Here is a 24491-nt window from a genome sequence, read left to right on the forward strand (position 1 = left end):
TCCAGACACGCCGCATGAGTGCAGTGCTTACACACATCCGACATCATCAACCACCGAAAATCCGTACGACCCTGCGCACCCGTGCCCCGCCCCGGCGGCTGCGCCCCCGGCATACCCAGGAACTCCGGGCCGGCCGACATGCGGGCCGCCGCCGCGGGTGAGCCGGCCGACAGGCCCGGGTCGGTGCCGGTGTCGGCATGGGTTCGCGCGCCGACAGCCGCCGTCACCGGGCTGATCGGTGGCCCGTCCGGGTTGTCCTCAAACGCCGGTGTCGCCAGGCCAGCCCGGCGGGGCTGTTCGACGAACGCCACGTGTCGCCAGGAGTTCGCTGTCAACGCGCCGGTGTTGTCGTACGACATGCCGAGCAGATCCAGGCCGCTCTCCGGCACACCGTTCCACTCCTTGCACGCCACCTCACACGCCTTACAACCAATGCAGACGCTGGTGTCGGTGAAGAACCCCATCCGCGGCGGCGCGTTCTCGTAACCGGCGTCGGGCGCGGGGTCCAGCGGACCGTACAGGGCATTGGTGTGGGGCATGGGTCAGACCTCCTGGTCCGTGGCGGAGTCGGTCGTGACCTGAGGTGGGTAGTGCGGGCTGAGGTCGCCGGACCGGCGTCGGTAGTCGACGACGAGTTTCTGCAGTGCCAGGCCGCGGGGGCGGCGGCCGGGTCGGATGTCGCAGGTGCCGACCTTGCTTTCCTGGATGAGGACGTTCGGGTCCAGGCTGATGCCGAACAGGTCGTTCGCCGAGTCACCGGTGACCAGACCCTCGAAACCGAAGTGGTACGGCAACCACACCTGGTGGATGACCCGACCGTCCACCCGCAACGGGGTGAGCCGGTCGGTGACGAGGACCCGCGCCTCGATGGCCGCCCGGGCGGTCACCAGGTGGGCCCAGCCCAGGTGGTCGAGCCCGCGTTCGGCCGCCAGTTCGGGCGACACCTCGACGAACATCTCCGGTTGCAGTTCCGCGAGGGGCGACACGTTCCGGCTCATCGCACCTGCGGTGTGGTGCTCGGTGAGCCGGCTGACAGTGAACACGTACGGGAACACCTGGCTGTGCGGTTCCGGCGGACTCGGGTTCAGGGTGTTGATCGGGTGGGTGTAGACCTTGCGGGTCGGGTTGGCCTGCTGTCGGTAGAGCGGGTTTCGCACCGGCGACTCGACCGGCTCGTAGTGGGTGGGCATCGGGCCGTCGAGCACGCCGGTGGGCGCGTACAGCCAGCCCTTGCCGTCGCCCTGCAGGATGAACGGGTCGTCGCCGGCGATGCCCGCCACACCTGAGGCGTCGTGCTCCGGCCGGTATGACGGCGGTTTGGTCTTCTCGAAGTCCGGCACGTCGTAACCGGTCCACTCGCTCTTGTCCGCGTCCCACCACACGTAGCGCTTGCGCTCACTCCACGGGTTGCCGTCCGGGTCGGCGGACGCGCGGTTGTAGAGGATGCGCCGGTTCGCCGGCCACGCCCAACCCCACTCGGGCGCGACGAGAGACTGCTCCGAACCGGGCTTGCGGCGGGCCGCCTGGTTGATGCCGTCGGCGTACACACCGGTGTAGATCCAGCAGCCACCGACTGTCGAACCGTCGTCCTTCATCTCGGTGAACGACGCCAGCGGTCGGCCGGTGGCCACCTCGTACCCGTTGATCTCGCGCAGCACCGCCTCGGCGCTCGGCTCCGCGTGCGGACCGTGCGTCGGGTAGTCCCAGGCGAGGTCGAGCAGCGCCCTGTCGCGCGGCTTCGTCGACGCCGCGAGCCGTTCTCGGACGACTCGACCGAGGTGGTAGAAGAACCACAGCTCGGAACGGCAGTCGCCCGGCGGCTCGACCGCCTTTTCCCGCCACTGCAACAGGCGTTGCGTCTGGGTGAACGTGCCCTCCTTCTCCACGTGCGACGCGGCGGGCAGGAAGAACACCTCGGTACGGCACTCCTCCGGCACGATCTCCCCGGTCTCGATCTCCGGCGCGTTCTGCCAGAACGTCGCACTCTCGATCATGAACAGGTCGCGGACCACCAACCAGTCGAGGTTCGCCATCCCGAGCCGCTGCGCCCGACCGTGCGACGAACCGACCGCCGGGTTCTGCCCGAGCAGGAAGTACCCCTTGATCTTCCCGTCGATCATGTCCAGCACCTGCTGGTACGTGCCGTGGTCACCGGTCATCCGCGGCAGGTAGCCGTAGCAGTAGTCGTTGTCGGCGGTGGCGGCGTCACCCCAGTACGCCTTGAGCAGGTTGACGCCGTAGGTGCGGGCGTTGCCCCAGAAGCCCTTCTGCCCGGGGTGCGCGATGCTGTCCACCCACTTGTCCAGGGTCGGGTGACTGGCGTGGTGGGGCATCGGCAGATAGCCCGGAAGCAGGTTGAACAGCGTCGGGATGTCGGTGGAGCCCTGGATGCTGGCGTGCCCACGCAGGGCCATCACCCCACCACCCGGGCGGCCCACGTTGCCCAGCAGGAGTTGGATGATCGCCCCGGTGCGGATGTACTGCACGCCGACGCTGTGCTGCGTCCACCCCACCGAGTAGACGAGCATCCCGGTGCGGTCCCGGCCGGAGTTCTCCGTCCACGCCTGGGCCAGTTCGAGGAACTTGTCCTGCGGGATGCCGCAGACACGTTCCACCATCTCGGGGGTGTAGCGGGCGAAGTGCCGCTTGAGGATCTGGTAGACGCAACGCGGGTGCTGCAACGTCTCGTCACGTTGGGTCTCGCCGCCGACTGGCGCGCCGTGCGACTCGTTCTCCAGCCCGGCCGCCGTCTCCCGCTGCGTCTCGCTGTCGCGTGTCGTCTGGTTCCGCGAGTGGCCCTCGTACCGCCAACTGGCCTGGTCGTAGGTGGCGTTGTCGTCGTTGAAGCCGGAGAAGAGTCCGTGCATGTCCTCGGTGTCGGCGTACTCCTCGTTCACTATCGTCGCGGCGTTCGTGTAGGCGACGACGTACTCCCGGAAGTCCAGCTCGTTGTCGAGGATGTAGCGCACCACCCCGCCGAGCAACGCGATGTCGGTGCCCGCCCGGATCGGCAGGTACGAGTCAGCCAGCGCGCTGGTGCGGGTGAACCTCGGGTCGACGTGGAAGACCTTCGCGCCCTTGCGCTTGGCCTCCATCACCCACTGGAAACCCACCGGGTGCGCCTCGGCCATGTTCGAACCCTGGATGATGATGACGTCGGAGTTCGACAGGTCCTGCTGGTACTGCGTGGCACCGCCACGCCCGAAGCTGGTCCCCAGACCGGGGACGGTGGAGGAGTGTCAAATACGGGCCTGGTTCTCGATCTGAAGCGCACCCATCGCGGTGAACAACTTCTTGATGAGGTAGTTCTCCTCGTTGTCGAGGGTCGCCCCACCCAGGCTGGAGATGCCCAGCGTCCGGTGGAGCGGCCGGCCCTCGGCGTCGACGTCCTCCCAGGTCTCGTCCCGGGCGGCCAGGACCCGATCGGCGATCATGTGCAGCGCCGTCTCGAGGTCGAGATCCTCCCACTCGGTGCCGTACGGCCGGCGGTACCGGACGGTGGTCTGCCGCAGAGGGCTGGTTACCAGACTCCTGCTCGCCGAGCCCTTCGGGCAGAGCCGGCCCCGCGAGATGGGGCTGTCCGGATCGCCCTCGATCTGGCTGACCTGCCCGTCCTTCACGAACACCCGCTGACCACACCCCACCGCGCAGTACGGGCAGACGGACCGGGCGACGCTGTCGGCGGTGTCGGTGCGGGCGGTGAGCGCGCGGGAGCCGTCGGACTTCGCCGCGGCACCCCGGCCCAGGGGGTCCGTGCCGGTGAGCTGGCGGTAGACCGGCCAGCCCTCGAACCAGCTGCGCACCCCCATCGCGGCACCTTCCCGACCAATTCCGCCATATCTGAACACTCTGACGGTAGATGAGGTGCCGTTCCGGTCGCAGCGGGATCACCAACAGTCATGCCTCCCCCGGCCCGTTGCCGGGGCCGGGAGAGGCATGGGGTAAGGCGAGGGTCAGTGTGGTTGCAGTTGGCCGACCGGGTGATCGTTGAAGGTCCGGTAGCGGTGCAGCTCCCAGAAGAGCCAGCCGATGCTCGCGATCGCCACCACGACGAAGACCAGCGAGCCGGTGAACGTGTCCCAGAGGGTGTGCAGGACGACGACGCCCACGAACGTGCCGATGAACCCGACAAGTCGGCGGACGCTGGGGCTGGCCAGCAACGCCCAGAGCGCGCCGGCGGTCAGCCCGGTCCAGGCGGTGTGACCGGCGGGCGCCGTGAGGCCCCTGATGAAGAGCGTCTGCTCCACCGCGCCGATGTTGCCCTGTGAACTCAGCAGCGCGCTGAACGCGTACCCCATCGTCTCCAGCGCGGCGAAACCCATGCCGGCCGCGACACCGATGACCAGCCCGTCCGAGGGCACCCGACGCCGGCGCTGGGCTACCACCGTGAACAGCAGCACCACCGGGACGATCAGCTTCGCCGACTCCTCGATCAGCGCCACGAACAACATCGGCAGCGTGCCGAGGCCGCGCAGGGTGTCGTACTCCAGGGTGCCGGCGACAACAGTGCCGATCACGCCGCCGAAGAACGCCGACGTCGCCAACGCCGACGCCGGCACCTGCCACCGCCCGGTGCGGGCCTGCGCGAACGTCAGGAACGTCAGCGGCACCAGCGTCGCCCCGAGCAGGATCAACGCTGGTACGAAATTCGGATTCTTGGTGCTGACCAGGGTCCGCAGCACCGCCAGATAGAGAACCAGCCCGATGACGAGCACCCCGACCCACGCCCAACGGCGCCAACGATCACGCATACCGCGCAGTCTGTCGGATCTCGGTGACGAACACTAGCCTGGTCAGCCCGGGAGGCGCGTCTCACTCACGAGGTGCGGCATGGGTGGCAAGCCAGTTCGGCGGCAAAGGGAGGGTGTGGAACCATTCGCGCGAGATCTGGTCATAATACGGCGCTTTGAGCACCGGTGTTCCCCCACCGAAACGGTCGGCGGCCGCCGAGGCACGCCTGACGCTCAACCGCCAGCCGCCCATCCCCCGGGAGGCCATGATTCTGCCGCCCTGGACGATACCCACGTTACGGTTCGAAGCTGGCCTGGTACTGGTCGTCCACACCCGGCCATGGAAGTGAACGATGGCGTCGATGTTCGACCATTTCTCGCGCATCGCCGGTCGACCAAAGTCATCCGGGCCCAGGTAGACGCCCTGCTCGTCGATGGCGAACAGCAACTCCCGCCGCAGCGCGCTGCTCACCCGACGACGCCCCGTGACGAGGATGATCGCCTCGAACCCCACCCCGAGGATGAAGAACATGTAGCGGACGGACAGGTCCTGCACGCCGATCACGATGGCTGTCATCGGCAACAGGCTGTACAGCGCCAACGTGAGCCCGGCGCGGAGCAGACTCCGCCGGACCTCGTATGCCGAACCGGCATCCACTCTCATGGCTACAAGATAGCGATCACCGCCACCACTTCTCGTTCTGCGCGGGCTCCCGGCTGTGCGCCCGTTGCTGATCGCCGAGACAGTGAGGACGCCGCCCGACTCTGGCGCTGTAGTCGGTGCTGCTCGACTCAGACGATGTGCACCAGCCGGAAGCGCTCGGTCACCACCACCGTGTCATCGTCCACTGTGAAGCCGGGGTCGCCCAGTTCGGCGCGCACCTCGGCGCTGTGCCAGAACGACTCGTGTCCCGCGCGCCACTGGGCCACCGACTCGTCGCCCTCGCCCTCGGCCAGGGCGTGCGACAGGTCGACGTCGGCGAGCCGGATCACCCGTACGTCGGTCAGTTCGATGGCCGCGACCCGCCGGCCGGCGGAGTCCACCACGGCGGACAGTTGGCCCACCTCGGGAAGCGGTTCGTTGGCGCACTCGTACCCGACCAGCAGGCCGGTCGTCGAGGTCTTCGCTCCGGAAAGGATCGCACCCACCAGTGCGTCCCGCAGGGGCCCCGGAAACGCGAACTCGGCAAGCGGAAGATCGTCGAGGTCCATCCGCGGAGGGTACGCGATCCGATACGCGCTGACGGACCGTCGACGACATGCTCACGTCGACGTGGCACGGTCTCGTCATGGCCACCTATGACGTCGCCCTCGTGCTGCTTGCCGATCCATCGGGCGCGGTGCTGCTTCAGCACCGCGACGAGGATGCCGTCGTCTCGCCGGGCCAGTGGAGCCTGCCGGGTGGCCATGTCGATCCCGGCGAGTCGCCAGAGGAGGCGGCGCGCCGCGAACTGCTGGAGGAAACTGGCCTGACCGTGGGTGAGCTGCACCCGCTGTGGAGCGGACCGCGTCCGTACGAAGCGAATTTTCCGCACACTGTGACCGTCCACGTGTTTCGTGGCACCACCACGGCCCGTCAGGAGGACGTGGTGATCGGCGAGGGGCGGGCGATGGTGTTCATCCCGGAGGACGAGGTGCTCTGCCCCGCTTCGGCGATCATGCACTTGTGGTGGGTGACAAAGTAGCTTCTACCGTGCCAGGTCGGGCACCACATCTCCATGATCGACGGACCGGGCCGGGCTCGACCATCTGATCGTCCAGGCCGGCTGCGGCCGCGCCGGCCCGGGGTGGAGACGAGTGTTCCGGTCACCTGTCGGCGGTGGCTGCCCGGTATCCGGACACGCAGTACACGTCGCCGGAGTTCGCGGCGTGCGGCAGATCGTGCAGGTGTGCCGCCAGGTCGGTAGCGGGCACCCAGCGGTCGAAGGTCATCGACTTGTCGTCGCCCAACGCGACGTCGAAGCCGTCGAAGCCGAGCGCGGTCAGGCGATCGAGACAGCGGTCGGCGACCGGACGCGCGATGGTGGTGAACTCGAACGACAGCGCGGGCAGGGGACGGCTGAGGCCGGCCAGCACCTCGTCCTCGAAACCCTCAACGTCGATCTTGGCGAAGGTCGGCACCCCGTACGTCTCGATCAGCGCGTCGACGGTGACCACCGGAACCTCGATGTCGGCGTCCCACACCTCGTCCTCCCACCCGCCCGCGCCCTCGGCCGCCCGCACGAAGTCCGGCGAGGCGGTCGACACCGTGGGGTTGGCGGAGTTGACGTGCAACCGGGTGCGCCCCGGCAGCGCGCCACACGCGGCGTCCACAACTGTCACCTGGTCGTCGCCGGTGTAGATCGCCCGCAGGGCGCGCAGGCACAGGGGCTGCGGTTCCACGGCGACGACCCGGGCACCGAGGCGACGGAAGCTGCCGATGTGGTCGCCTACGTGGGAGCCGATGTCGAAGACGAGATCCCCGCTGCTGACGAACCGGGAGTAGAAGGCGTCCATCCTCGCGTCCCGCTCGGGGTGGCCGTAGTAGACGCCGAGCGACCGGTGCAGCAGGGACAGGGCCGGGTCGCTGCGGAGCGCGGCGATCCTGGTCTCGGTGGTAGCCGTCATCTGTCTCGGTCCAGTCCGTGTGAGAGGTGGCCGGGTTACGGTCCGAACGCGGTCAGGAACCGGTCCCGGAAGGCGTCCATCCGCCAGACCGGCGCCTGCGGACCGGGCTTCAGCCCGTCCTGCCAGCCCCACCCGGAGATCCGGTCCAGCACGGCCCGGTCCCGGGTGATGATCGAGATCGGGACGTCCCGGCTGGCGTTGTCGCCGGTGACGACAGCGGCGGGCTGGTGGTCACCGAGGAAGATGAACACGAGGTCGTCGTCCCCGTAGGTGCGCACGTAGGAGGTGAGAGTGCCGAGGGTGTACTCGATGGACTTCCGGTAGTCCGCCCGGATCTGGGCGGTGCTGCGGCGCTTGTCGTCGGACCTGCCGGCGCCGGCCCCGCGGTAGACCGCGCCGTCGCCGACGTCGGCCCAGTCGAGCAGCGGCGGGACGGGCGTCCACGGCGCGTGACTCGACACCAGCGCCAGCTCGGTCATCACATTGCCGTCGCGCTTCGCCTGTTCCAGGCGCTGCCAGCTGGCCAGGGTGTACTGGTCCGGCGGGGTGCCGAAGCTGAACTTCGGGCCCCGGTACGCAAGCGTCTTGGCGTTGTAGAACCGGTCGTAGCCGAAGAAGGAACCCTCCGGCCAGGCCTTGGTGACGGCGGGCATCACGCCCACTGTCTGCCAGTTCGCCCGCCGGAAGGCGCCGTTGAGGGTCATTCGGTCACTGGCCAACAGGGTGCGGTGCCGCTGGTCGTTGTCGATCCAGAGGCCGGAGAGCAACGTGTCGTGTGCGAGCCAACTGCCGCCGCCGAAGGTCGGTGAGGTGAGGAAACCGCTCTGCGCGGCGAACCCCGCCGCGCCCAGCTCGCTGGTGCCGCGGTCGAGGACCGCACCCACCTGCAGCGCGAACTCCGGGTCCTCGACGGCGTCCCGGCCGTAGCTCTCGATGAAGGCGACGACCACGTTCTTGCCGCGCAGCGCGGTCAACAGCTGGTCGCCGGGTGTGTCGCCGAACTTGTCGGCCTCAATCACGGCGCCGAACGTCTCGCGGTCGTCGAGACGCAGACGCACCTGGAAGCCGTGACCGTTGGCCAGGGTGGTCGCGGAGGTATCGGCGACCGGTACGCCCTCGACCACCCGTACGTTCAACGCGGCGCAGGCCACCCAGACGACGACCAGCGCGGCGACGATCCGAGTGGTGCCCGTGCGGTGACGGACCACCAGCCGCCGCAGTCGCCGCATCGACAGCGTGACCAGGGTGGGCAGGCCCACGACCACCGCCGCCAGGGTGATCGCCGCACCGATGGCGGCGGGCCGACCGTACGACTCGCTGAGGAAGGCGAACCCCTCGTCGACAAGCGCCCAGTCGAGCACCGGGTCGAACGCCCGGCTCAGCGCCGCGGAGAACCCCAGGTCGAGCACCTTCAGCAGGCCGAGCAGCCCGAGCGCCACGCCGGCGAGCGTCGCGACCCATCGGCTGCCACGCGACGGCAGGGCGAGCAGGAGGGCCACGACCAGCAGCGCCTCCAGGGGGATCCGCACGAACGCCGCCGGGCTGAGCCGGCCGAAGTCGTACGGCACGGTGAAGGCGAGCAGGACGAGCAACGCGGCCAGGACGGTCGTCAGCCGGCCCGCGACAGAGCGTTTCGGCCCGTGGTCGGCTCCGCTGCCGTCGGCGGCGGTGAGGTCCGAGGCTTCGCCCCTCATCGGTCTCCGTCCGTGGTTCGGCAACTGACGTACACGCGTCAAGAGCGACAACCCGGGCATCCTTCCATGATCTTCGGCGAGGGTGGGATCCGGGCTGCTCAGACGCGGGCGATCCCGCGCCGGGCGGCGGTGACCGAGGGCCGGTCCGACCATTGCCGCGCATCCGTCCGACCCGAGCCCAGCGCCGTCACGGCGCTCGGGGAACTGTGGCTCACCGGGCTGCTCGCGTGGACCATCGGGGCCGGGATGTCGTGGATGAGGGTGTGGCGGAGACGACGGGTCGTCCAGAGCCACACGACGTCACGCCCGAAGGACTCGACGAGCAGCGCCACCGACGCCAGCAGCACAACCGTCGTCAGCGGCCCGGGCAGCACGTCGCCCATCGCCACCGTCAGCACCACGCCCTGGATGGCGGCGACGACCTTGCGCCAGTAGCGCGGCGGCAGGGACCCACGCATCCACCCCAGCACCCAGCTCGCGGCGACGAAGACGTACCGCATCGCGCCGATCGCGAGCACCCAGCCACCCACCGAGGGAGCCACGTGCAGGCAGAGCACCAGGACCAGGAACGAGTCGATCTCCATGTCGAAGCGTGCGCCGAGTTCGCTCGTGGTGCCGGTGCGACGGGCCGTGTACCCGTCCACGGCGTCGAGAGCCAACGCCACGCTGGTGAGCACGACCATCAGTGCGACCGGCGCGGAGCGCCCGACCGAGTCGGCGGCCAGCGCGGTCACGCCGCCGACGAGGACCGCCCGGCTCAGGGTCACCCGGTCGGCCGGGCTCAGCGCACCCGCGCCCGAGCGGGCCATCCCCCGGCTGAGCAGGGCGCACAGGGCCGCCCCGTACGCCAGCCCCGCCACCCAGCCCGCCGCACCCAGACCGACTGTCCCCGCCAACACCGCCAGCAGGACGGTCTGCACGAGCAGCCCGATGACCGGACCAGTTCGAACCGTTGACATCGTGCCTCCGCGACTCTGGTGGGTGACCCCTGACCGTCATCACGGAAAATATGACCGATCGGTTCATTCTGAACGCGACACGCGCCAGGGTGCCATGCAGGGACGTGCCCCTTCGGCGGCCGGTTAACCGTCCACGGTGGGCAGCTCGTCCGCCGCCGGACCGGCAAGGGCGTCGATCGAGCCGTACGGGTCAGCGCGTCGGAAGGGTGAGCACGTCGGCGCCGTCGTCGGTGATGGCGATGGTGTGCTCGCTGTGCGCCGTCCGGCAGCCTGTCGCGCTGCGGAGCGTCCAGCCGTCGGCATCGGTGACGAGCGCGGCGGTGTCTGCCATGACCCACGGCTCCAGGGCCAGCAGCAGCCCTGGCCGCAGCCGGTATCCGCGACCGGGCCGGCCGGTGTTGGAGACGTGCGGGTCCTGGTGCATCGTCGAACCGACGCCGTGGCCGCCGAACTCGGTGTTCACCGAGTATCCCGCCGCGTTGAGGACGGAGCCGATCGCGTGGGAGATGTCACCGATGCGGACGCCGGGACCGGCGGCGGCGATCCCCGCCCGCAACGCGCGCTCGGTAGCGTCGATGAGCGCGACGCTCTCCGGGGCCCGTACGTCGCCCACGATGAAGCTGATGGCCGAGTCCGCGACAACTCCGCCGAGGGAGACGGCGAGGTCGAGGGAGAGCAGATCGCCGTCGGCGAGCGGGTAGTCGTACGGCAACCCGTGCAGCACTGCGTCATTCACCGATGTGCAGATGTAGTGGCCGAACGGCCCGCGCCCGAAGGACGGCTCGTAGTCGACGTAGCAGGACTGCGCCCCGGCCTCGATGATCATGGCCTGCGCCCACCTGTCGATGTCCAGGAGGTTGGTGCCGACCACGCAGCGGCTCTTCAGCGTCTGCAGGATCCGGGCGACAAGCGCGCCGGTGTCCTTCGCTCGCAGCACGTCGGTGGGGCTCAGGATCTCGATCATGCAACGCCTTCCTCGAACCGCCAATAAGTATCCCGGCCATATTATCCCGGTACTAGAATCGGAGCATGGTCAGGTTGCCACTCACTCCCGCGGAACTCGAACGGGGACAGCGCCTCGGCGCCCTCCTGCGTCGCGCCCGTGGAGAGCGTTCGATGCTGCTCACCGCGTTGGACGCGGGCGTCTCACCCGAGACCCTCCGGAAGATCGAGTCCGGCCGGATCGCCACCCCCGCCTTCCCGACCATCGCGGCCATCGCCGACGTCCTCGGCCTCTCCCTCGACGCCGTCTGGTCGGAGATCAACAAATCGGACGGCAGCGCCGAACTCCCCCGAGCGACGCGCACCGCGCGCCAACGGTTGGCCTCCTAGCGCGCGGAGGGCAACACACCTCAGGGCACACCGAAAGCTGGTCCCGGTCGACGCACGACCGGGACCAGCTGGTGGTGCGTTCAGGAGGCGGCGATGCCTTCCATGCCGATGCCGTTCTCGAACTTCGGCAGGCCCTCCACCGTGGTGACGAGATTCAGGGACCCGTCCTCGTGCACCTTGTAGCTCTGCACGTTGCCCGCTGTGGCGTTCTGCACGTACAGGAAGCCGTCGCTGGTGGTCATGTCGATCGACCCGCCGCCGGTGTCGGCGGCGACCTGCTTGACGATGTCGAGCTTGCCGTGGTCGTTGACGCGGTAGGAGCTGATCGTGGAGCTGCCGGCGTTGGCGACGAAGAAGTAGTCGCCGACGCGCTGGATCCAGCAGGGCGCCTGCTGGCCGTTGGGCACCGACGGCCCGACCTGGTCGAGCGAACCGTCGTCCTCCAACTCGAAGCGGGTCACCGCGTTCGCGCCCGACTCCGTGACCAGCAGCGAGTCCCTGCTGTCGAAGGTGAAGCCGAACGGGGTGTTCCCCGCGTCGCTGATCACGGGGTCACGGGACAACTTCCCGCCGCGGCCGATCTCGTAGCTGAACATGACGTTCGCGTTCTTGGTGGACACCAGGACGAACTCGCTGTCCGGGTCGATCTTCACCTGGGCCGGGGCGGAGGCGAACGCGGGCGGGTTGCCGTTGTGCAGCCCGAGCGACCGGTTGGCGTCCTCGATCCGGGACAGGCGGTCCTTGTGCAGCTCGAAGCCCTGCACCGAACCCTCGCCGCCGGCGTTGAGGACGTAGACGAGGTCGCCGCGCGCAGCGACGCTCACCGGCAACAGGCCGCCGGACCAGACGACCTGGACCTTGTGCAGCTTGGTACCCTCGACCCGGAACACGGTGACGGTGTTGCTGCCGGCGTTGACAGCGAACAACAGGCCCTTGTGATAGACCAGGGAGCCCTGCGAGGCCAACGCGTCGAGCGGGGCGCCGATGGTGAAGCCGCCCAGCCCGCCGGTCTCGTACTCGCCCGCTTTGGTGAGGCCGCCGTCTTCGTCGCGGTCGTACACCTTGATGGTGTTGCCCTCGGCCTTGTTGGTCTGGACGAAGAGTGCGCCCTCGTCGCCGTGGTGGTAATCACCCCCCTTGCGGTCGTCGTGGCTTCCAGGGTTACCGCCATCGGCGGAGGCGGTCCCGGGGATCGATCCGATGCTGGTCAGACCTGCCAGGAGGGCTGCCGCGAACGCGACACTGCGCTTCATCACTGACTCCTTCTGCACCCGAAGGGAGGAATACGAGTTTTCCTCTCCTTCGAAAGCTATCGGAACAGCTAGGTGAGTTCGCCTCACTTACCCTAAAGCGGTAATTTACCGTCATGACGGGAATTGACCGGACGTACGCCCCGAGATGGCCTACAGGCGGTTCCGAGAGTCAGCGCGGTTCGGGCCACCACTGTTCGAGGACGGTGGGGTCGGCGACGTACCGAGCCACCTGCGGTCGCTGTTCGAGGGTCAACGGCAGGGCCTGGAGGCGGGCACCCCACTCGGGCACCCGGTCGGCCTTGTCCAGCGCGGTGGCCAGCTCGATCAGGCCGGCCAGCGCCATCGCCTGCTCGACCACCGGCGCGTCCTCGGCGCGGCGGCGCATCCCCGAGTCGAGCGCCCGGTAGGCGGCCCGGTCGTCCATCTTGAACTCGCGCAGGATCCGCGCGTTGTCGAGCACCTGGGCCAGCCCGTCGAGCTTTTTCGACCCGCCGTACTCCACCTCCTTCTCGTTCCGCTGGATGAAGACGATGGTGTTGCCCGACGGGTCGACGATGATGAACCGCGAAGCCCCGGCCCGGTAGCGGGTCATCCGCGGCACGCCCTTCACCAGCACCTTGCCGTAGCTGCGGCGCATCGCCTCGGCGAACACCGCGTGGTACGACGCGACCGCGTCCACCATCACCAGGCAGCCACCGGACTGTTCCTTCGCCGGGTCGAGATCCTTCGGTGCCGGGCCGTAGTGCAGGTCGAACCCGCTCCACCGGAAGGCCAGGTAGACGTACGGCCTGGTCTGCTCGTAGGTGACCCGGAACCCGAGCGCGCGCCAGAACGCCAGGGTCTCCTCCGGCACCGGACAGTGCAGCAGCGGCACGGTGGTCTCGTTCGGTTGGACTCGGTCTTCGTTCGTCGTCATCGTCACTCCCGGTCCGGTCGGCAGGCCGGCCATTGTGCCAGCACCCCCGCGCGGCTCGACGATTTCCGTCTCCTACCCAGGGAGGAGACCCGCTCCGACCACCGGCCGGAACTGGGGCTTACTGTCGGACGCGATCGGCGTCAATGCCCACGAACATCTGCAGACATGACTACCGACGTGCTCCGGGCGACGCGCATGAACCGTCCCCTGATGGTCCTGGTATCCGTGATGGCGGTGCTCGCCGCCGTCGCCGTGGTCGGCATCCTCGTCGACCCCCGCGTCCTCACCGGGGCGCCGATCTGGCTCAAGCCGTTCAAGTTCGCGGTGTCGTTCGTGCTGTACGGAGCGACACTCGCCTGGATGCTCTCCCTGCTGCCACGTCGCAGCCGGGCCGTCGAGCGCGCGGTCGTCGTCATCGTCGCGGTGGCGATCGTCGAGAACGCGTGCATCATCGGTCAGGTGATCCGTGGGCAGGCCAGCCACTTCAACGCCAGCACGCCCCTGAACGCCGCGCTGTTCGCGGCGATGGGCGCGGCGATCATGGTGCTGTTCATCGCGCACCTCGTCATCGGGATCGTGGTCCTGATCCAGCGGATCCCCGATCGGGTGGCCGCGACCGCCGTGCGGTGGGGGCTGGGCCTGTCCCTGCTGGGCATGCTCGCGGCGGTGCCGATGGCGCTGCCGATGCAGGACCCGGGAATCGAGGGCATCGGTGGCGCGCACAGTGTCGGCGTGCCCGACGGTGGGCCGGGGTTGCCGATCGTCGGCTGGAGCACCACGGGCGGTGACCTGCGGATCGGGCACTTCGTGGGGTTGCACGCCCTGCAGGCGCTGCCGATCCTGGCGATCCTGCTGACCCGGTTCGCGGCGCGGTGGGACGACCGCACCCGCGCCCGGCTGCTGGCGGTGGCGGGCAGCGCGTACGGCGTCCTCACCGTGCTGTTGACCTGGCAGGCCCTGCGGGAGCAGCCGCTGCTGCGGCCGGACGCCACGACGCTCGCCGCGGTCGCGGCCCTGGTGGTCGCGACGGCGACCGCCACCGGCTTGGTGCTGGCCCGCCGGCGTCGTTCGGAACTGGCGTTGGCCGCATGACAGCGACGTTGTTCTCCCTGACGTTCGCGGTGGCCGCGCCGTTCTGGGCGCTGATGATCCTGCTGCCCCGCTGGGCGTGGACCGCCCGGATCATCGCCTCGCCGCTTGTCGTGCTGCCGGTCGTGGTGATCTACGCGTTGCTGGTGCTTCCGGCGTTCGGCGACGTGCTGCCGGCCGTGGCGTCACCGACCCTGACCGGAGTGCGCGACCTGCTGGGCACCTCGGACGGGGCGGCGGCGGGTTGGGCGCACATGATCGCGTTCGATCTGTTCGTCGGACGGTGGGCGTGGTTGGACAGCCGGGATCGGGGGGTGCCGGCCCTGGTCATGGCTCCGGTGCTGCTGCTGACCATCCTGCTCGGGCCGCTCGGCCTGGCCGCGTACCTCGCGGTCCGGACCCGGTGGCGGCCGCCGGTCGCCGCCACCGAACCGCAGCACCTAGGCTGACCACGTGAGCTGGCCGGCGCGGGTGTTGGACATGCGGGACACCCTCGTGCGGATGGCGCTGCTCGACGTTGCCGGGGTGTGCTACCTGTTCTTCGTCCCGCACTCCCCCGGCACGCCCTCGACGACACAGTGGATCCTCGCGGTGCTCGCGTTCACAGTGGGGCTGGCGGTGCACCGGTGGCCGATGGCCAACCTGCTGGCGCAGGCCGCCCTGCTGACGGTCGCGATCAGCCTGGTCGACGACGTCACCATCAACCAGGTGGGTGCGAGTTGGGCGCTGCTCGAGGTCACGATGCGGGCGCGCCGCGCCCGGGTCATCTGGCTGTCCGCCGCGCTGCTGACCGTTGTCGATCTGAGCGACTCGATCGGTGACCCGGCCGGTGAGGTCGCCTCCGGTGCCGTCGGGCTGGCCCTGGAAGTCGGCGTGCCGGTGCTGCTCGGCCTGGTCATCCGCAGCAACCGGGAGTTGAGTCGCCAGGCCGTGGAGCGGGCCCTCGCCGAGCAACGCCAACACGAGTCGGAAAGCCGCGCGGCCCGCGCCGACGAACGCAGCGCCATCGCCCGTGAGCTGCACGATGTCGTCGCGCACCACGTGGCGTCGATGGTCCTGCGGGTCGGCGTCGCCAGGCACGTGCTCACCGACCTGGAACCCCGCGTCGGCGAGGTCTTCGACGACGTGCACGGCACCGGCACCGCGGCCCTGGGGGAGCTGCGCCGGCTGGTCGCGGTGCTGCGCAACCCCGACGGGGTACGCGGTGACGCGGCACTGACAGCTATCGAACCGGCCGCGCTGCCGGCGGCGATCGGGGCGTCCATCGACCGGGCCCGGCAGACGGGTGTCACAGTGGAGGCGGACCTCGACCCGGCGATCGGGTCACTCGACGCGGTGCGGGGCATGGCGGTGCTGCGACTGACGCAGGAGGCGCTGACGAACGTGGCCAAACACGCGGGGACGTCGGCGCTCGCGCATGTCGTGGTCGCCGTGCGGGACGGCGCCGTGCACTGGGAGGTCGCCGACAACGGGCGCGGTGGGGTGCCGGTGGGCGTGCCGGCCGGTGGTGGGCACGGCATCACCGGGATGCGCGAGCGTGTCGAGGTGCTCGGCGGTCGGCTGGAGGCGGGCCCGACCGGCGCCGGGTGGCGGGTGCGTACCGTCCTTCCGGCCGTGGCCGTGGCACCCGCCGAGGCACCTGTCGGGTCGGTGCCCCGCGAACGGGAGGCCCCGGCCGGGTCACCCGCGCCGGACCCGGCGTGATCCGGGTGCTGCTGGTCGACGACCAGCACCTCATCCGGGCCGGGCTGCGGATGCTCTGCGACGCCCAACCCGACATCGAGGTCGTCGGAGAGGCCGACAACGGCCGGGAGGCGATCCCACTGGCCGGGCGGCTCCTCCCCGACGTCGTCGTCATGGACCTGCGGATGCCGGGCGTCGACGGGATCACCGCGACCACCCGGATCCTCGCCGAACGTCCCACCACCCACGTCCTGGTGCTGACCACGTTCGGCGACGACGACCACCTCTACCCCGCGCTGAACGCCGGAGCCTGCGGGTTCCTGCTCAAGGACGCCCCGCCGACCGAACTGCTGGACGGCATCCGCCGGGCCGCCGTGGGTGACAGCCCGTTCAGCCCGGACGTGCTGCGCCGCCTCGTGCGGCGCGCGGTGCACGCCCGCCCCGGGTCACCACCGGCCCGGCCGGGCCTGACCGCCCGGGAACGCGACGTGCTCGACCTGGTCGCCGAGGGCCTGTCCAACACCGAGATCGCCGACCGGCTCCACATCGGTGTCACCACTGTCAAGACCCACATCACCAGTCTGATGACCAAGACCGACAGCCCCAACCGGGTCCGTCTGGCCCTGTTCGCGCGCGGCGTCTGACGCGCGGGCACACACCCGCTAACGGCCGCAGGCGTAGCCCTGCATCCCCCGGGGGTTCGCACCGGCGGCCAGCACGCCCGTCGCCGGGTCACGGGTCACCGCACACAGCCGACCGAGGCTCCACCCGTCGGTGACCCGCACCTCGTGCCCGGACGCCCGCAGGGCCTCCAGCACACCGTCGTCGAGCCGGTCCTCCACTACCAGGACACCGGGTTCCATGTCCCGGGGATAGAACGACCCCGGCAGGCTGAGCGTGTGCCACGCCGGCGCGTCGATGGCCTCCTGCAGGCTCTGCCCACCGACGAGGTGCCGCAGCAGGAACGGCACCTGCCACTGGTCCTGCTGGTCGCCACCGGGCGTGCCGCAGGCCAGCACCGGCTCACCGTCGCGGTGCACCATCGTCGGGCTCAACGTCGTACGCGGTCGGCGGCCCGGCGCCAGCGACGAGGCGAGCCCCTCCTCCAGCCAGAACATCTGCAACCTGCTGCCCAGCGGAAAGCCGAGCTCCGGAATCGTCGGGGAACTCTGCAACCAGCCACCACTGGGCGTCGCGGAGATCATGTTGCCCCAGCGATCGACCACGTCCACGTGACAGGTGTCGCCCCGGGTCACCCCGTCCGACTGGACGGTCGGCTCTCCCGTCATGCCGTCCGTCGGCCCGGTCTGCCGCGCGGCCCCCGGTCGGACGTGGGCCGGCAGGCGCGGCTGCGCCCCGTCCGGACGCCCCGGGCGCAACTCCGCCGACGCCCGGTCGCCGATCAGGGCGGCCCGCTCCCGCGCGTACTGCGGGGAGAGCAACGCCGTGGCGGGCACGTCGACGCCGTCGCCGTACCAGGCCTCCCGATCGGCGAAGGCGAGCTTGAGCGCCTCCACCTGGGCGTGGATGCCCGCCGCGGTGCCCGGGTCGTACGCTCCCGGGTCGTCGAGCGCGTCCAGGGTGGCCAGGGCCTCCAACAGCACCGGACCCTGGCCCCAGAACCCGGTCTTCGCCACCGAGTAGCCGTGCCAGTCGAGGGTGGCGGGCGCCTCCCAACTCGCTGAGTACGAGGCCAGGTCGTCGCCGGTGACCAGCCCGGCGTGCGGGCGCCCGCTGGAGTCCTGGAACGGTCGCCGGCTGAACGCGTCGATCGCCTCGGCGACGAACCCGGTGCTCCAGGCCCGGCGCGCGGCCTCGATCTGGGCCTCCCGGTCGGCACCGGCAGCCTTTCCCGCCTCGACGAGGCGGCGCAGGGTGTCCGCGTACGCCGGGTTGGTGACCATCTCCCCCGCGGCCGGTGGGCGGCCGCCGCGCAGCCAGAGCGCGGCGGACGTGGGCCAGTGTTCCTCGAACAACGACCGGACGGCCGCCACTGTCTCACCGGCCCGGCCCACCAGCGGGTGCCCGGCGCCGGCGTAGCCGATCGCCGGTTCCAGCACCTCGGCGAGGGTGAGCGTGCCGTGCTCGCGCAGCAGCAGGAGCCAGGCGTCGACGGCACCGGGTACGGCCGCCGCGAGTGGCCCGGCACCCGGGACGAGGTCCATCCCGAGGGACCGGAAGTGCGCGATCGAGGCGCCGGCCGGTGCCGGCCCCTGCCCGCAGAGCACAGTCGGTCGGGGGTCCCGGGCGGTGGCCACGATGGCCGGCACCTCGCCGCCCGGACCGTTCAGGTGGGGCTCGACGACGTGCAGGACGAACCCGGCGGTGACCGCCGCGTCGAAGGCGTTGCCTCCGCGTTCCAGGGTGCCCATCGCCGCCTGGCTGGCGAGCCAGTGGGTGGAGGACACCATGCCGAAGGTGCCCTGCAACGTGGGTCGGGTGGTGAACGTGATGACAACGCCTCCCGTTGAGAGAGCCCTCCGAGTGGGCGACTCGGGGAGGCTATGTTGTCGGCGCTGACCGCCGCAAGACCTCCGTGGAGCGCTCACCGGGCAGGCGGGACGGCCCGCCGGTGATCAGCTCGCGGGCCGAGCCCGGCCGCCCCGCACCAGGCTGAGCAGGACGAACAGGGCGAGCACCGCCACCACCGCGCTGAAGATCTCTCCGGCGGGGCGCAACCCGATCGTCTGGATCAGCAGACCGACAGCGACCGCGGGCACCCCGAGCATGGCGAACAGGATGGCGAAGAAGGTCGACACCGTCTCGGCCCGGTGCTGCGGTTCGGTCTTCATCGTGATCGTCGCGATGCCGTCGCCGACCGCCACCCCGGACGCGACCCCGATGATCGCCGCACTGATGGCAAGCGTCGCCAGCATCGCCATCCACATGCTGACCGCGAGCAGGCCCGCCCCCACGACCAGGCCGACGCAGGCGCTGGCGAGCGCGGCGCGCGAGGACAGGACGCGGGTCAGCAGCTGACCGAACGCCGCACCGGTGAACGCCACGAAGACCACGAGCGCGGCCAGGGTGTGTGAGGTCTCGTGCAGGACAGTGCCGAGGAACAGCCCGCTCACCGACGTGAGCACCCCGAGGGCGGCGAAACCTGCACCCGCGGTGAGCGCCGCGCGGACAAAGACGCCGCGGATGGAAGCCGGTACGTGCAACCGCTGCACCCGCACTGTCACCGGCGAACGCTCCCGGACCGTCTCCGGCACCCCGCGAAGCGTGATGATGGCGATCACCGCCAGGATCAGCACGATGGCCCAGGGCAGCCGGAGCGGGTCGGGGGCCACGTCCGACACGATTCCGGACAGCAGGGTGCCGGTGGCGAGGCCGCCCAGGTTCGCGAAGATCGACACGGTGGCGGCACGCTTCGGGTGCCGAGGGCTGATCAACTCCGCGAGCGCCGCGGTCGCCGCGCCGATGATCAGCGCGGCGGAGAGACCGGCGAGGATGCGACCCACGATGATCATCGCCAGGTCCACGGCGGCCAGGAACACGGCGTCGGCGGCGACGGACAGGAGCAGCGCGATGAGGATGACCGGGCGTCGGCCGATCTGGTCGGAGAGCCGACCGAAGACCAGCAGCCCGACGACGACTCCCAGCGCGTACAACGCGTAGACCACTGTCACGGTCAACGACGAGAACCCGAACTCCATCTCGTAGAGCGGATAGAGCGGGGTCGGCACGGTGGTGCCCACGAGCGTTATCCAGAAGGCGAACGCGACGCGCACCGCGCCGGACGTGGAACCGGACCGTGTCACACGTACAGCATGGGTATCGGTCCGAGCCGAGGTGCGGTAACGGACCTAAACGCCCGCATCAGGTGGCACCGCCCAGGTCACGGGTGGCCGACGGAGGTGACCGGCGGAGTCACCCTCCGCCGGTCACCGCTCGAGGTCCGCGACCAGAGCCCTCTGCTAGGAGTTGTACGCCTGCGCGCTCACCGTGACCTGCCGGGCGAGGCCCGACCGTGCCGGCCACGAGATCCGCACCTCGCGGCTCTCCCCCGGCAGGAGCCAGAAGTAGTTGTCGCCGTAGCGGGCCGGCAGAACCCGCTTGCCGTGGTTGTCGCGAAGGGCGAGGCGCACCAACGCGGCGACGGTACGGCCCTGGTTGCGGACCGTCGTGGTGAGGGTGTTCCGCCCGTCCACGACACGTACGGTGCTCGACGACGTCGACAGTCGGGTGCTCGGCACGTCGTTGAGCGCCCGCAGCTGCTCGGCCTTGTCGTAGCGCCAGTAGGTGTTGTCAGCGAGCAACCGGTGGCGGCTGTCCCGCAGCTCCAGTCGGACCAGGTGCAGCCCGCCGCCGTCCGGCACGGTGAGCGGGAAGACCGCCGTGGTGGCCGAACGGGCCACGTCCACGCGCTGACGCTGGGGCGAGCCCAGCGAACGGCCGTTGAGGTCGTACCGTCGGGCGTTCACTGTGACCCCGCTCAGCGGCGCGGCAGTGTGGTTGACCACCCGGACCTGCCAGGTGCCCGGGTCGGCCTGGACGTGCACCGGCTCGCACCCCTTGCGGGCGCCGTAGTAGGCACCGTTCACGTCGAGGTCGTAGTCGTAGGTCTGCCAGACCGTGCTGTGCCACGCCGGGTGCGACATCCACAGCAGCAGACCGGTGGCGTCCTCCCACAGGTTCGCGTTCCACGCCTCGAACATGGCGCGGTGGCTCTCGTAGTTGACGAACTGTGCCCGGGTGGCGAACTCGTCGAGCGAGTCGGACTCGCCGAGCCGCGCGTCGATCGCCGCCTGGTACGTGCCGACGCGCTGGTTACCGATCGTCGACCAGTCGTGGTAGTTCCACACCTCGCCGATCGGCCACTCCGGCGCGTCACCGACGAGGTTGCGCATGCTCTCAAGCACCGACACGACCGGCATGCCGATCTCGGTGTGGAAACCGAACGCGCCAGTGTCGTAGGTGTTCCTGTTGTTGTACGTCGCCGGCTCCACCCAGTGGTAGGGGCCGTGGCCGCTGACGATGCCGCCGGCCGAGTTGGGGATGTAGAGGATCTCCGGGTGCTCGGCGGCCGCGGCCTGCTTGAGCCCGGCGTCCACGATCGGCGGCGGGTCACCCTCGTTCGCGCCGCACCACACCACGATGCTCGGGTGGTGGCGGAACCGCCGGATGGTGTCGGCGGCGATGTCGACGTAGCCGGGCGGGTTGGGCAGGAACGCGCCCGCCTGCCAGAAGTCGTTCCACACCAGGATGCCCTGCTCGTCACAGGCCTGGTACAGCTCCTCGCGGTTGCTGCTGCCGAGCCAGTTGCGGATCATCGTGAAGTTCATGTCGCGGTGCATCTCGACCGTGTCGGCCAGCCGGTCGGGCAGCACCCGGCGCAGCAGCTCGTCCCAGCCCCAGTTGCCGCCCCGGGCGAAGACCGGCACACCGTTCACGCTGATCTTGAGCTGGGTGACGGCGTTGCTCACCGACTTCACGTCGGTCCACCGCTGCCCGTCCTCCGAGACCTGGATGACGAAGTCGCGGGCGTACGCCTGCTCCCAGACGATGGTGACCTGGTCGAAGCTGACCGGAGCACCGAGGTCGACCTGGATCCACTGGTTGTCCTCGAACGTCGACGACCACCGGGTCCGGGGGTTCCCGTCGACCGCCCGGTCCGGACCGTTCGTGTCGCTGTCGGACGACGACGCGGTGGCGGCCTTGCGCAGGGCCAGGTCGACGTCTGGCTCGGCCTGCCGCTGCACCGAGAGCGCCCACATGGACACGCCCCAGGAGGTCACCCGTGCCCCCGTCTGGATGCGCAGGTGCCGGGCCGTCTGGCTGGCGAACGTCTCGACCTGGGTGGCGCGGCTGCCCAGCGGGGTGTCGTTGCTGACCGACGTCACGTCGTCCCAGGCGTCCCCGTCGGTGGAGACCTGAACGCGGTAGTCGAGCGCGTACGCCTGCTCCCAGACGATCGTCACCCGGTCGAAGTCGACAGCCGCACCGAGGTCGACCTGGATCCACTGGTCGTCCTCGGCCTGCGAGGCCCAACGGGTCGCCGCATCGCCGTCGACGGCCTTGGCGGGACCGTTGCCGTCGTTCTCCGACGACGACGCGGTGGCGTCGCGACGCAGGGCCAGATCCGGGCCGGTACCGTCGGCCACCGACAGCGAGAACATCGAGATGCCCCAACCGGTGGCGCGCTGACCGGCCTGGATGCGCACGTGCCGGGCGTGCTGCCGGGCGAACGTGACGGTCTGGGCCGCCGCGCCGTCGACGAACTCCAGGGCGGGCTTGCCGGGCGGCGAGACGACGATCGGCTGGTGCCAGTCGTAGGCGAACTCGCGAACACCGAAGCGCAGCGCGCGCCTGTCGCTGACCGCGCGCCCGACGGTGGCGGTGAGCGTGAGGTCGTACAGGTGGGGGTCGCCGTAGCCGTTGGGCCACCAGAGCCGGGGCTTGCGCAGCCGTAGCGCGCGGAAGCGCTCCGGGGTGAAGGTGACGGTGCTGCTCCCACCGGCGGGGACGGTCACTGTGGACTCGACGCGTACCTTGTCGAACTCGGCGCGGACGGTGACAGTGGCGGCGCTGGCCGACGCGTTGCGGACCGGCACCCGGATGGTGACCTCGGCGGTGTCGGTGCCGGGCAGGTCCGGCAGCGTGGTTTGCACGTGCGGGTCGCCGACGACCACGGCGCCGGTGCTGCGCAGCCGGACGTGGTCCCAGAGGCCGGTGACCCGGTCGCGCACGGCGGGCATCCAGTCCCACCCGGACACCGCCAGGTAGGTGGGCGCGTCCAGGTAGTGGTGGGCCGACTGGAGGAAGGTACGACCGTCGGTGCCCTTGTCGCCCGGGGTGCCCGGGTGCGGCATCGGGGTGACCCGGACGGCGAGGACGTGCTCACCCCGGTGACCGGCCAGCGCATCGGTGATGTCGAAGGCCGCCCGCGCGAACGGGTGCTTGACACTGCCGACCTGCACACCGTTGACCCAGGCGGTCGCCTCGTGGTTGATCCCGTCGAACTCCAGCCAGATCCGTCGCCCGGGCGAGGTGTCCAGGTCGCGGGGCAGCCGCAGCGCGCGCCGGTACCACCAGGTGTGCCGGGACAGCGCCTCCGGGATGCGCATGTTGTTGAAGCCGGCCACCGGGTCGGGGAGGTGGCCCTGCTCGACAAGGGCGCCCAGCACGGTGCCGGGCACCGTCGCCGGCAGCCAGGACCGGACGTCGACGCCGGCGCGGGAGAGTTCGGCGCCGTCGGTGGTGCCGGCGAAGTCGTCCATCGTCAACGACCAGCCCGACTCCAGCGGCACAGTGCCGTCCGCCGCCACCCTCAGCTCGGGGGCCGGCCCGGTGTTGCCGCCCTCCCAACTCGTCCAGCCCTCGGCCTCCGGCCGGCCAGCCAGCGGTACGCCGTAGACCTGGAAGCCGTTGAGGCCCACCGGGTTGCTGTTCGAACGCTTCGTGGCGGTCATCCGGATCCATCGGGCGGTGACCGGCTCGGGCAACCTGATGACCTGCTCGCCGCCCTTGCCCTCACTGGTCTCGTACACCGATCGCCAGTCGCGGCCATCGGTGGAGACCTCGATCCGGTACGCCGTCGCGGCGCTGGAGAGGATCTCGTCGCCGTCGGTGTCGGTGTAGTTGCCGTCGAACGGGCTGTCGGTCAGCGTGGCCTCGAAGACCAGGGAGACGGCCTCGATCCGGCACGGCGCCTGGAGGTCCACCGAGATCCACTGTGGATCGCCGCTGGCGGCGCGCCAACCACTTCCCCGGACGCCGACCTGCGGCAGGCCGTCCACGGCGAAGGTGGCGGGCGTCGGGGCGTAGTCGGTCGAGGAGACCGTCACCGGGCGGTACCGGGCGAGGTCGGTGGCGGTCGGGGAGGTGGGCGGCGGGGTCGCCGGGGTCGGTACGGCGGCGGTCGCGACGGCGTCCGGCAGGGCCGCGGTCACCCCGACCGACGCCAGCAGCGTCGCTCCGGCGGAGAGGAAGGTACGCCGGGAAATCGGCGATGGCTCGGACATCTTGCCTCCAGACATGACAACGTTGTCAGGTGGCGGTGGGTCTGTGACAACGTTGTCAGATGGTGGCCCGATGTTTCCCGGGAGTCAAGGCCCTGGGTCGATCGTGATTCCCCGAACACGTTCCGCAGCTGATCTACTTCGGACATTGACACGCGGGCGAACGCTCGACCTGTCGGCGCGGGGTCCGGGCTGCGGGCTACGGCCGGCGGGCGGCCCTGAGCGGCGGGCGGCGGGCGGCCCTGAGCGGCGGGCTACGGCGGC

The 24491-nt window shown here is 70.2% G+C and carries 18 protein-coding genes and 2 pseudogenes; 6 read left to right on the top strand and 14 right to left on the bottom strand.

Annotated features, from left to right (window positions below; genetic code table 11):
• The 5 genes and pseudogenes from ABZ406_RS15575 to ABZ406_RS15595 all read right to left on the bottom strand — a co-directional run.
• A pseudogene (locus tag ABZ406_RS15575) lies at positions 1–539 on the bottom strand (4Fe-4S ferredoxin); the annotation flags it as partial.
• A gap of 3 nt (positions 540–542) precedes the next feature.
• Complete coding sequence (gene fdh, locus ABZ406_RS15580) at positions 543–3809, bottom strand: formate dehydrogenase (protein ID WP_357761210.1); 3267 nt, start codon at positions 3807–3809, stop codon at positions 543–545.
• Between the two features lie 144 nt (positions 3810–3953).
• Positions 3954–4751, bottom strand: a complete 798-nt coding sequence (locus ABZ406_RS15585) for a PrsW family intramembrane metalloprotease (protein ID WP_357761213.1) — start codon at positions 4749–4751, stop codon at positions 3954–3956.
• Positions 4752–4812: 61 nt separating this feature from the next.
• Positions 4813–5394, bottom strand: a complete 582-nt coding sequence (locus ABZ406_RS15590; protein WP_357761216.1) for a hypothetical protein — start codon at positions 5392–5394, stop codon at positions 4813–4815.
• A 128-nt stretch (positions 5395–5522) separates the two neighbouring features.
• Positions 5523–5942 carry an ASCH domain-containing protein gene (locus tag ABZ406_RS15595; RefSeq protein ID WP_357761219.1) on the bottom strand — a complete coding sequence of 140 codons (420 nt, stop codon included), beginning with the start codon at positions 5940–5942 and terminating at the stop codon, positions 5523–5525.
• A 77-nt stretch (positions 5943–6019) separates the two neighbouring features.
• On the opposite strand from ABZ406_RS15595, the gene ABZ406_RS15600 reads away from it, so the two are divergent.
• Entirely contained in the window at positions 6020–6415 is a 396-nt protein-coding gene (locus ABZ406_RS15600; protein ID WP_357761222.1) for an NUDIX domain-containing protein, read from the top strand.
• 121 nt (positions 6416–6536) lie between these two features.
• Here ABZ406_RS15600 and ABZ406_RS15605 read toward each other — a convergent pair whose 3' ends face one another.
• From ABZ406_RS15605 to map, 4 genes and pseudogenes are all read right to left on the bottom strand, one after another.
• Complete coding sequence (locus ABZ406_RS15605; protein WP_357761225.1) at positions 6537–7337, bottom strand: FkbM family methyltransferase; 801 nt, start codon at positions 7335–7337, stop codon at positions 6537–6539.
• Between the two features lie 35 nt (positions 7338–7372).
• Positions 7373–9031, bottom strand: coding sequence for a sulfatase-like hydrolase/transferase (locus ABZ406_RS15610; protein WP_357761229.1), 1659 nt, complete (start codon positions 9029–9031; stop codon positions 7373–7375).
• Between the two features lie 284 nt (positions 9032–9315).
• Positions 9316–9990, bottom strand: a pseudogene (locus ABZ406_RS15615) (CDP-alcohol phosphatidyltransferase family protein); the annotation flags it as partial.
• Between the two features lie 190 nt (positions 9991–10180).
• Positions 10181–10954 (bottom strand): type I methionyl aminopeptidase, encoded by a 774-nt coding sequence (map, locus tag ABZ406_RS15620; protein WP_357761232.1) that lies wholly within the window; start codon positions 10952–10954, stop codon positions 10181–10183.
• A gap of 65 nt (positions 10955–11019) precedes the next feature.
• Between map and ABZ406_RS15625 the strand changes: the two genes are divergently transcribed.
• A complete protein-coding gene (locus tag ABZ406_RS15625) occupies positions 11020–11322 on the top strand; it encodes a helix-turn-helix transcriptional regulator (RefSeq protein ID WP_357761235.1) in 303 nt (100 codons plus the stop codon).
• An 80-nt stretch (positions 11323–11402) separates the two neighbouring features.
• Here the strand turns inward: ABZ406_RS15625 and ABZ406_RS15630 are convergent, their stop codons facing one another.
• Positions 11403–12575, bottom strand: a complete 1173-nt coding sequence (locus tag ABZ406_RS15630) for a beta-propeller fold lactonase family protein (protein ID WP_357761238.1) — start codon at positions 12573–12575, stop codon at positions 11403–11405.
• Positions 12576–12744: 169 nt separating this feature from the next.
• The gene (locus ABZ406_RS15635) at positions 12745–13491 is read right to left on the bottom strand and encodes a glyoxalase (RefSeq protein ID WP_357761241.1); all 747 of its coding nucleotides are present in this window, start codon (positions 13489–13491) and stop codon (positions 12745–12747) included.
• Positions 13492–13656: 165 nt separating this feature from the next.
• On the opposite strand from ABZ406_RS15635, the gene ABZ406_RS15640 reads away from it, so the two are divergent.
• The 4 genes from ABZ406_RS15640 to ABZ406_RS15655 are packed head-to-tail and all read left to right on the top strand — an operon-like array spanning position 13657 to position 16907.
• Positions 13657–14583, top strand: coding sequence for a hypothetical protein (locus ABZ406_RS15640; protein ID WP_357761243.1), 927 nt, complete (start codon positions 13657–13659; stop codon positions 14581–14583).
• A complete protein-coding gene (locus tag ABZ406_RS15645) occupies positions 14580–15029 on the top strand; it encodes an ABA4-like family protein (protein ID WP_357761246.1) in 450 nt (149 codons plus the stop codon). Before ABZ406_RS15640 ends, ABZ406_RS15645 begins: the two co-directional genes overlap by 4 nt.
• A 4-nt stretch (positions 15030–15033) precedes the next feature.
• Entirely contained in the window at positions 15034–16284 is a 1251-nt protein-coding gene (locus tag ABZ406_RS15650; protein WP_357761249.1) for a histidine kinase, read from the top strand.
• Positions 16281–16907 (top strand): response regulator transcription factor, encoded by a 627-nt coding sequence (locus ABZ406_RS15655; protein WP_357761252.1) that lies wholly within the window; start codon positions 16281–16283, stop codon positions 16905–16907. The genes ABZ406_RS15650 and ABZ406_RS15655 overlap by 4 nt, the downstream gene beginning before the upstream one ends.
• A gap of 18 nt (positions 16908–16925) precedes the next feature.
• Here the strand turns inward: ABZ406_RS15655 and ABZ406_RS15660 are convergent, their stop codons facing one another.
• From ABZ406_RS15660 to ABZ406_RS15670, 3 genes are all read right to left on the bottom strand, one after another.
• Positions 16926–18674: a gamma-glutamyltransferase family protein gene (locus tag ABZ406_RS15660; RefSeq protein ID WP_357761255.1), complete on the bottom strand. Its 1749-nt coding sequence runs from the start codon at positions 18672–18674 to the stop codon at positions 16926–16928.
• 165 nt (positions 18675–18839) lie between these two features.
• Entirely contained in the window at positions 18840–20027 is a 1188-nt protein-coding gene (locus tag ABZ406_RS15665) for an MFS transporter (protein ID WP_357761258.1), read from the bottom strand.
• Positions 20028–20183: 156 nt separating this feature from the next.
• Positions 20184–24230, bottom strand: a complete 4047-nt coding sequence (locus ABZ406_RS15670; RefSeq protein ID WP_357761261.1) for a discoidin domain-containing protein — start codon at positions 24228–24230, stop codon at positions 20184–20186.
• Positions 24231–24491: the final 261 nt, after the last annotated feature.

This window comes from Micromonospora sp. NPDC005710, assembly GCF_040630995.1.
GTDB lineage: Bacteria > Actinomycetota > Actinomycetes > Mycobacteriales > Micromonosporaceae > Micromonospora.